Annotated in this window: 6 protein-coding genes and 1 riboswitch; of the genes, 2 read left to right on the top strand and 4 right to left on the bottom strand. The window is 37.9% G+C overall.

Going from position 1 to position 7,162, the window contains the following annotated elements:
- Positions 1-488 precede the first annotated feature (488 nt).
- The gene (locus ACJ004_RS29880; RefSeq protein ID WP_410896705.1) at positions 489-1,454 is read left to right on the top strand and encodes a LacI family DNA-binding transcriptional regulator; all 966 of its coding nucleotides are present in this window, start codon (positions 489-491) and stop codon (positions 1,452-1,454) included.
- A 194-nt stretch (positions 1,455-1,648) separates the two neighbouring features.
- Positions 1,649-2,464: a Cof-type HAD-IIB family hydrolase gene (locus ACJ004_RS29875; protein WP_410896704.1), complete on the top strand. Its 816-nt coding sequence runs from the start codon at positions 1,649-1,651 to the stop codon at positions 2,462-2,464.
- Between the two features lie 80 nt (positions 2,465-2,544).
- On the opposite strand, the gene ACJ004_RS29870 is transcribed toward ACJ004_RS29875, so the two are convergent.
- The 4 genes from ACJ004_RS29870 to ACJ004_RS29855 form a co-directional block, all read right to left on the bottom strand.
- Positions 2,545-3,945 (bottom strand): sensor histidine kinase, encoded by a 1,401-nt coding sequence (locus ACJ004_RS29870; RefSeq protein WP_410896703.1) that lies wholly within the window; start codon positions 3,943-3,945, stop codon positions 2,545-2,547.
- Positions 3,935-4,609: a response regulator transcription factor gene (locus ACJ004_RS29865; protein WP_410896702.1), complete on the bottom strand. Its 675-nt coding sequence runs from the start codon at positions 4,607-4,609 to the stop codon at positions 3,935-3,937. Before ACJ004_RS29865 ends, ACJ004_RS29870 begins: the two co-directional genes overlap by 11 nt.
- A gap of 215 nt (positions 4,610-4,824) precedes the next feature.
- The gene (gene add, locus ACJ004_RS29860; RefSeq protein WP_410896701.1) at positions 4,825-5,820 is read right to left on the bottom strand and encodes an adenosine deaminase; all 996 of its coding nucleotides are present in this window, start codon (positions 5,818-5,820) and stop codon (positions 4,825-4,827) included.
- A 63-nt stretch (positions 5,821-5,883) separates the two neighbouring features.
- Positions 5,884-5,984, bottom strand: a riboswitch (purine riboswitch).
- A 90-nt stretch (positions 5,985-6,074) separates the two neighbouring features.
- Complete coding sequence (locus ACJ004_RS29855; RefSeq protein WP_410896700.1) at positions 6,075-6,965, bottom strand: acyl-ACP desaturase; 891 nt, start codon at positions 6,963-6,965, stop codon at positions 6,075-6,077.
- Between the last annotated feature and the right edge of the window lie 197 nt (positions 6,966-7,162).

Here is a 7,162-nt window from a genome sequence, read left to right as displayed (position 1 = left end):
AAAAGTTACGTTGGCATAGTTTCACTTTCATACGAAAGATTCACTAATATAATATTGTTGACGTTTCTGCTTTGTTTAGTTTTCAAAGAACTATTTTGTGACAGGATTATAGTTTATCATCTCATCTTCAGAAAGTCAAACATTATTTTAAAATAATATTTTCCGAATCGACGAGATTACTATCATATCAACCATAATCATTTTTGTCAACTGGTGAAGGGTTGTTTTTTTCAGAAAGAACATAATCTTAAGTGCAACACCCTCATCAGATTTACTATATTACTATCATGTATGAATAAAGTCAACTAGTATTCTACAAAATATATTATTTTCATTTTTAAAATAATCATTTCGTTATTCTGTACAACAATTCATCATACTACTGCAAGGAACCACAGATACTATACAATTAAATAAAGATAAACTGAAAATAGCGGGATTGGAATCCAGAATGCAGAGTGTCAGGCACCGCTAAGGAAGGTAATTTTATGACAAATATTAAAGATCTGGCCAAGATGGCCGGCGTATCTGTAACCACTGTTTCTCGAGTGTTAAATAATCATCCCTATGTAAGTACTGAAAAAAGGAACGCAGTTTTAAATGCGATCAAGGAGAGTAATTACCAACAAAATATAAATGCTGTCCATTTAAGCATGGGAAAAACGTTTCTTGTTGGTGTTGTGGTTCCTTTTATCGATCACCCTTATTTTGCCCTGTTAATGAAAGGGATCGCAAATGAAGCGTTAAAGAATAATTACAATTTGGTTCTTTTTCAGACCAACTACGTGGAGAGCCGGGAATTAGATGCACTAAAAATGCTGCAACAAAAACAGATTGATGCTTTAATTATTTGTTCAAGAATATGCACATGGTCCACCATTGAAGCGTATTTGCCTTTTGGACCCATCATTATGTGTGAAGATACTAGGGGAAAAAATGTCTCCTCCATTTTTGTGGATCACTATAAAAGTTTCCTTTTCGCATTAGACTACTTATATCAAAAAGGTCATCAAAAAATTGGATATTGCATTGGACGTAGATCGGGTACAAATAGTAGAAACAGAGCATTGGCGTATCAGGATTTTTTAGAAAACCACCGTTTGTCTTATGACCCTGTAAATATTTTTGAGGATTGTCTTCACTTTGAGGATGGGGAAAAGATTGTAAATCGGATTAAGCAAATGCCGCATCCGCCAACAGCGTTACTGGTGACAAGCGATGAGGTTGCAGCTGGGATTGTCACCTGTGCACAAAATCAAGATATTATGATACCAAATGATCTTGCAATTATTGGTTTCAATAATCAACCCATCGCTAAAATGATGAATATCACGACGATTGAAATCCCACTTGAGGATATTGGCAGAAAACTATTTTTACAAGGAATCCTCAATAATGAAAAGATTGCACAATATGAAATCCCTGTAAATTTAATTGAGCGAGGAACTGTGTAAGTCTCAAGAAACGAACGATTTCACACCCAAATTCTTTCCTTGCCTACAGTTAAAACAGAATTTTTTTCAAACCACTTGACCTGAAACGCGTTTCATAAAATATTCTGTTTTTGCAAGAGTTCACAACACAAGGTCGGCGTCATCAGAACCCCTGAGCGTAACGGCAGTGTTGTGATCTAAAGGAGGAATAGAAAATGAAAAAACCTATCGTGTTTTTTGATATAGACGGTACACTACTTGACGAGGATAAATTGATTCCAGATTCTACAAAGATGGCCGTTCGTTTACTTCAGGAAAAAGGAGTCCATACAGTTATTGCTACTGGCCGTGTCCCGAAAATGTTTTATTGGATTCAAAAAGAATTAAATATCGATTCTTTTGTTTCCATGAATGGACAATTCGTCGTGTTTGCAGGGCAAGAAATTTATGCAAATCCAATCAATCCAGAACTGCTACAGTCCATTTCCACTTTGACAGCAAACAATGGGCATGCCCTCGCCTACTGCAGCCACGATGATTTTAAAGTCAGTGAAGGAAACCATCCATTTATTGAGTCCAGCTTTGATTCATTGATGATGTCCTATCCTATGGTGGATGAAGTATATTATAAAAATCGGCCGATATATCAAGGGCATCTTTATTGTAATCGCGGGGACGAACAACTATACGTCGACCGTTACCCTGATTTGAACTTCGTTAAGTGGCATGACTATGCATATGATTTCCTTCCTAAAGGCGCCTCAAAGGCGGTCGGTATACGTAAATTACTTGAGTACTTAGATATCGATAACGAGAACTGTTTTGCATTTGGGGATGGTTTGAATGACTTGGAAATGTTAACGATGATAGGAACGGGTATTGCGATGGGTAACGGGGTACCGGAAGCAAAGGCTGCAGCCGATTTAATCACTACGACTTCTTCTAATCACGGAATTCTTAATGGCCTTATCCAAGTTGGCTTGTTAGGAAAAGACGCAGCAATGGATTATGAAAAAAATTTGGCAAAGTAACTATTAAATCATTAATAGTAGTTTCTTAGAAATATAGATTCATACGGACGGTGTCAGGCACCGTCCGTATGAATCTATCCTTAAAAAACTTGTGGGATATGAATCATAAAAGTACTTCCCTTTCCAAGTTCACTCGTAACTTTAATCTTCCCTTTATGTGTTTCAACGATCCACTTGGCGATGGAAAGTCCCAAGCCATGCCCCCCCATTTGCCTAGAACGAGATTTATCGGACCGATAAAACCGTTCGAAAATTCTCTGATAATCCTCTTCTTTAATTCCGATTCCTGTATCCTGAACGGAGATACATAGCTGTTGTCCTACTATTGTCAGCGAAAGCCTCACTTCCCCGCCGTTCGGAGTGTACTTTATCGCATTATCTAAGAGAATATATAATAGCTGTGATAGTCTTTGCGGATCGCCAATTGTAATCAGCGAAGCTGGCGAATTCAAATGGAGCGAAATTTGTTTGGCTGCTGCCAGCGGACGAACCGAGTCAATCGCCCTTTCTGCTTGGGGATGGAAGTCAAAGGTCTCCAAACTAAGTTGAATGGTGTTTGAGTCAGAACGAGCTAGCGTTAGTAGATCGCCAACCAGATGTGTCATCCTCTTCACCTCTTGTCTCATATTAGTAAGGATTTTCCCTACCATATCACTCTTTTGAGGTTCAATCGTCATTTCTATAGCATCAATCGAAGATAGCAAGACACTTAATGGTGTCCGTAATTCATGCGAAGCGTCTGCCACGAATTCGCGCTGCCTTGTAAATGCGCCGCTAATCGGAACCATCGCTCTTTTAGACATGATCATACTCATATATATGGCTAGACCCAAAAATATGATGCCTATCGCAATAAGTATCATCAACAGAGAGCGGAATAGCTGATACGTAAAGGTAATGTCTTTTCCAACATACAATTTCCCAATGAATTGACCATTATTATAAATGGATTGGCTGCCAATTATTAGCCGAATATCTTGTGGAGCCTCCCGCGGATGAAATTCTCCCTTCATCCCCCTTCCATTTGCATTCATTTCTACATGCACAGTTTCCTTTCGAATCTCCCTTTCATTTTGAAAACTTCCATTTATTAGTCGAAGTAAGTTAGGACGTACCCCACGATCTGATTCATTGCCCATCATTATTTCGCCATTTGAATTAACGACATAATAAAAGTATTGATTGACCCCAGCAAACACAACTTCTTGGTCATCCATTCCTTGCAGGTTCTTCTGGTTATTTTTTATTAAATAATTCTCAATAAAACTTGCTTCTTCATTCACTAACGATTGAAGTTCACGTTCCTGGTTGTTTAGGATGACAACATGAAGGACAATATAAACAAGCGCTATAAAAAAGATTAGAAAAAGTATTAACAATCCACTATACATGCGTGTTAATCTACCTTGTGTCTGCGTGAAAATATCTTTTTTCCCTCGGTTTGTAAATGTCTGAATGAAGGATCCAACTTTAGTTTCCAAACTTGTACCCTACCCCTCTAATGCTTTGAAGCAAATCCTGCTTTCCGAAAGATTGGAGCTTCTTGCGAATTAATTTGACGGTTGCATCAATGGTTTTAGGGGCTACCTCTGAATCAAAGCCCCAGATTCGCTCTAAAATCACTTCACGCGGCAGAACTTGTCCCATATTTTTCACCATTAAATCTAATAACTGAAATTCACGGGGGCTTAGTTGAATTTCCTCTCTTTCCAAGCGAACAATATGGCTCATCCGATTCAGAACCAATCCATGAATTTGGATTTCTTCCTCCAAAATCGGTGCATAATTTCGGCGGGAAAGTGCACGGAGCCGTGCCAAGAGTTCATCAATTTCGAACGGTTTGACAAGGTAATCATCGGCACCGGAATCTAATCCCTCGATTCGGTCTCCAACGGTATCTTTGGCTGTTAGCATCAGGATAGCACCTGAATAACCTTGTTTCCGCAATCGTGCGCACACTTCCACACCTGTTCCATTCGGCATCATCCAATCCATAATTACTACATCATAGTGGGTGGAGGTAGCATAATAATAAGCATCCTCTCCATCTGTAACCCACTCGACTTGGTAGTTCCCCTTCTTTTTTAGCATATAAACAATTAATTCTCCGAGACGTAAATCATCTTCCACTAATAATATATTCATGGTATTAACCCCTTTGCGATTGATTTGTTGACTAATCTCATCATCATCATCATTAGTAACTCAAATCTAGCATCGCAATCTTAAAGTTAGCTTAAGAAATGATTTTGATATACAAAAAAGAAGCACCAAAAATGCTTGGTGCTTCTTTCTCATTTATTTTGTAACTTCTTCAAATTGAAGGACTTTTTCACTTTTCATACTGTTGCTTGTGAAGGTTAGGACATATATTTCTTCAGGATTCCCTTTGTTTCGGAATCGGCAAAGCTTGCTTCTACACTATTGATGTAAATTTGCTTGTAGTCATTTTCACTTAGATTGAATTCTTTAAATACGATGTTGCATTCATTTGCCATCGTTGTATCCGATACAGTCCGGTTGTCCGTATTAACAGTTACCTTTATCCCGTCCTTATGAAATTGATAGATGGGATGTTCACTAAACTGGTTCACTGCTTTTGTTTGAACATTACTTGTAGGGCACATTTCAAGCACAACATCCTTTTCCTTCACGATGTTATACGCCTCATCACAATCTTTTATAAATACACCATGACCAATTCTCTCTGCACCCAAGAGTTCAACCGCCTCTAATACGTTTTTACCTACGCCTGTTTCACCCGCATGGATCGTTACTCGATAACCATATTCTCTAGCTAAGGCAATCGGTTCTACGAATTCCCTACAAAATCCTTCCTCTTCCGATGCACATAGATCAATTGCCACTACACCTTCACCAAGGAATTTCTTCCCCTTCTCCACGACTTCAAAAGCACGTTCCGCAGACATCGTCCTCATACAGGAAAGGATCAAGTTTCCCTTTATATCATATTGTTTTTCGGCATCCTTCAATCCATCTAAGACGCTTTGGATGATTTCTTCAACGTTCAATCCCGCTGCCGTGTGAAGTAACGGAGCAAATCTTACCTCCATGTATTTCACATTTTCACGCGCTGCATCCTCAAAAAGCTCAAAGGTAATCCTTCTAAGGTTTTCCTTTGATTGCATAACTAAATTGGGGATAGCAAATTTCTCTAAATATTCATCCAGTGATTCGCATTCTAATGGAGCAACGAGTTCTCTTTGTATTTCGTCCATATCCAGAGAAGGCAAACTGATCCCTTCTCGCTTTGCGATATCAATAATTGTTTCAGGTCTAAGACTACCATCTAAATGGCAGTGAAGTTCTATTTTAGGTAAAGTTGCAAAATTCATTCGATACTTACCTCCTAATTTTTATAAAAGTAAAAAAAAAATTCCTGACTACGAAGAAAATACAATTTTATGTATCTTCTTCGTAATCAGGAATTTATAGGTTCCTGGTAGAGACCTCCAAACCATATCATTGGAGTTATACGAAATAAACTTATTAAATTACTATTGCTCAAGAATAATAAATTCTATTATTGTTGTCAAGCGTTTCAGTTTCGATTGAATTGGCAATATTTTCTCTATTATTTGGAACTAACTTATTTATTTTTATAAAAACGATCTCTTACTCTTTTCAATCGGGAGTGATAATTTAGAATGTCTAGTCTAGCTTTTTCTGCTTCTGGTGCAATCGGTCTTAATTTTTCCAACTCCCAATAATCAACAATCACATCTAGAACTTGATCAAAATATTCCAATGGACCGTAGTTTGCCTCTTTTGCAATAATGGCCATGCGATCTTCAAAATCAGGCATTACTGTTCCAGGCATTTGGAAGTTCTTAATGACATGTCCTAAATGATAACAGTAATTAGGTTCCAATTGGAGATGAAATTTGATCACATCTCGATAAAAGGCATAATGCAACGTTTCATCCTTTGCAAGACGGCGAAGCAGACTAGCTAAATCCTTATCATGCGAACCAGCTACTTTGGCAACGTTATTATAAAAAACCATGGTTGCCAGTTCTTGTAATGAGGTATATACCATGGTTTCAAAAGGCGTGTGATAATCAGGATTCCAGCCATTCTCAACCGTTTGTTTGTGTAATTGGTGGAGTCGCATGGGATCTACATTGCGTGTAATTAATAAATACGTTTCAATCAGGTTTGAATGCTGATCTTCTTCTGCAGTCCAAGTATGGACAAAATCTTTAATAACCGTTAAAGAACCCTTAAACGTTTGATCGAGATGGGAGGTAAACCACGGTAAGTTCACTTCGGTTAGAAGAGCCGTTTCGACCGCAGTAATAATCGATGCAGGCAGTGTGACCTGGCTTTCATCCCAGGGAACACGTCGAAAATCCATTGCCTTATCCCACGGTAAGAAATCATGATAACCCCAATCTATTTTTTCAGACCGCTTTTTATGTTCTTCATATAAAGCTATAAGTTTCGGCTCCAATCTAAAGTCCAAATCGTTTGTTAACATCAAAATCCCCCGTTGTTGTAAATATTCGTTAGTTTAGCGTACAAATACTCTCAAAAGGTAAAAATGGCCCCTTATATACCGGTTTAAATATTCGTGAATTACCAATGTTAGGCAATTGAAGTTATATCTGATATTAGTACCTGTTACTAATTTAATTTTAGCACAACTATTATGAATTTTACCAACAAATAAAAAAA

The sequence above is a fragment of the Neobacillus sp. 204 genome, assembly GCF_046562815.1.
Classification (GTDB): domain Bacteria; phylum Bacillota; class Bacilli; order Bacillales; family Cytobacillaceae; genus Neobacillus.
Note: the sequence above shows the minus strand (reverse complement) of the source record. Positions and strands in the feature narration are given on the sequence as shown.

Excerpts from the sequence above, each read along its gene's own strand:
- ACJ004_RS29880 (WP_410896705.1), top strand. The coding sequence starts at position 489 with ATGACAAATATTAAAGATCTGGCCAAGATGGCCGGCGTATCTGTAACC.
- ACJ004_RS29875 (WP_410896704.1), top strand. The coding sequence starts at position 1,649 with ATGAAAAAACCTATCGTGTTTTTTGATATAGACGGTACACTACTTGAC.
- ACJ004_RS29865 (WP_410896702.1), bottom strand. The coding sequence starts at position 4,609 with ATGAATATATTATTAGTGGAAGATGATTTACGTCTCGGAGAATTAATT.
- add (WP_410896701.1), bottom strand. The coding sequence starts at position 5,820 with ATGAATTTTGCAACTTTACCTAAAATAGAACTTCACTGCCATTTAGAT.
- ACJ004_RS29855 (WP_410896700.1), bottom strand. The coding sequence starts at position 6,965 with ATGTTAACAAACGATTTGGACTTTAGATTGGAGCCGAAACTTATAGCT.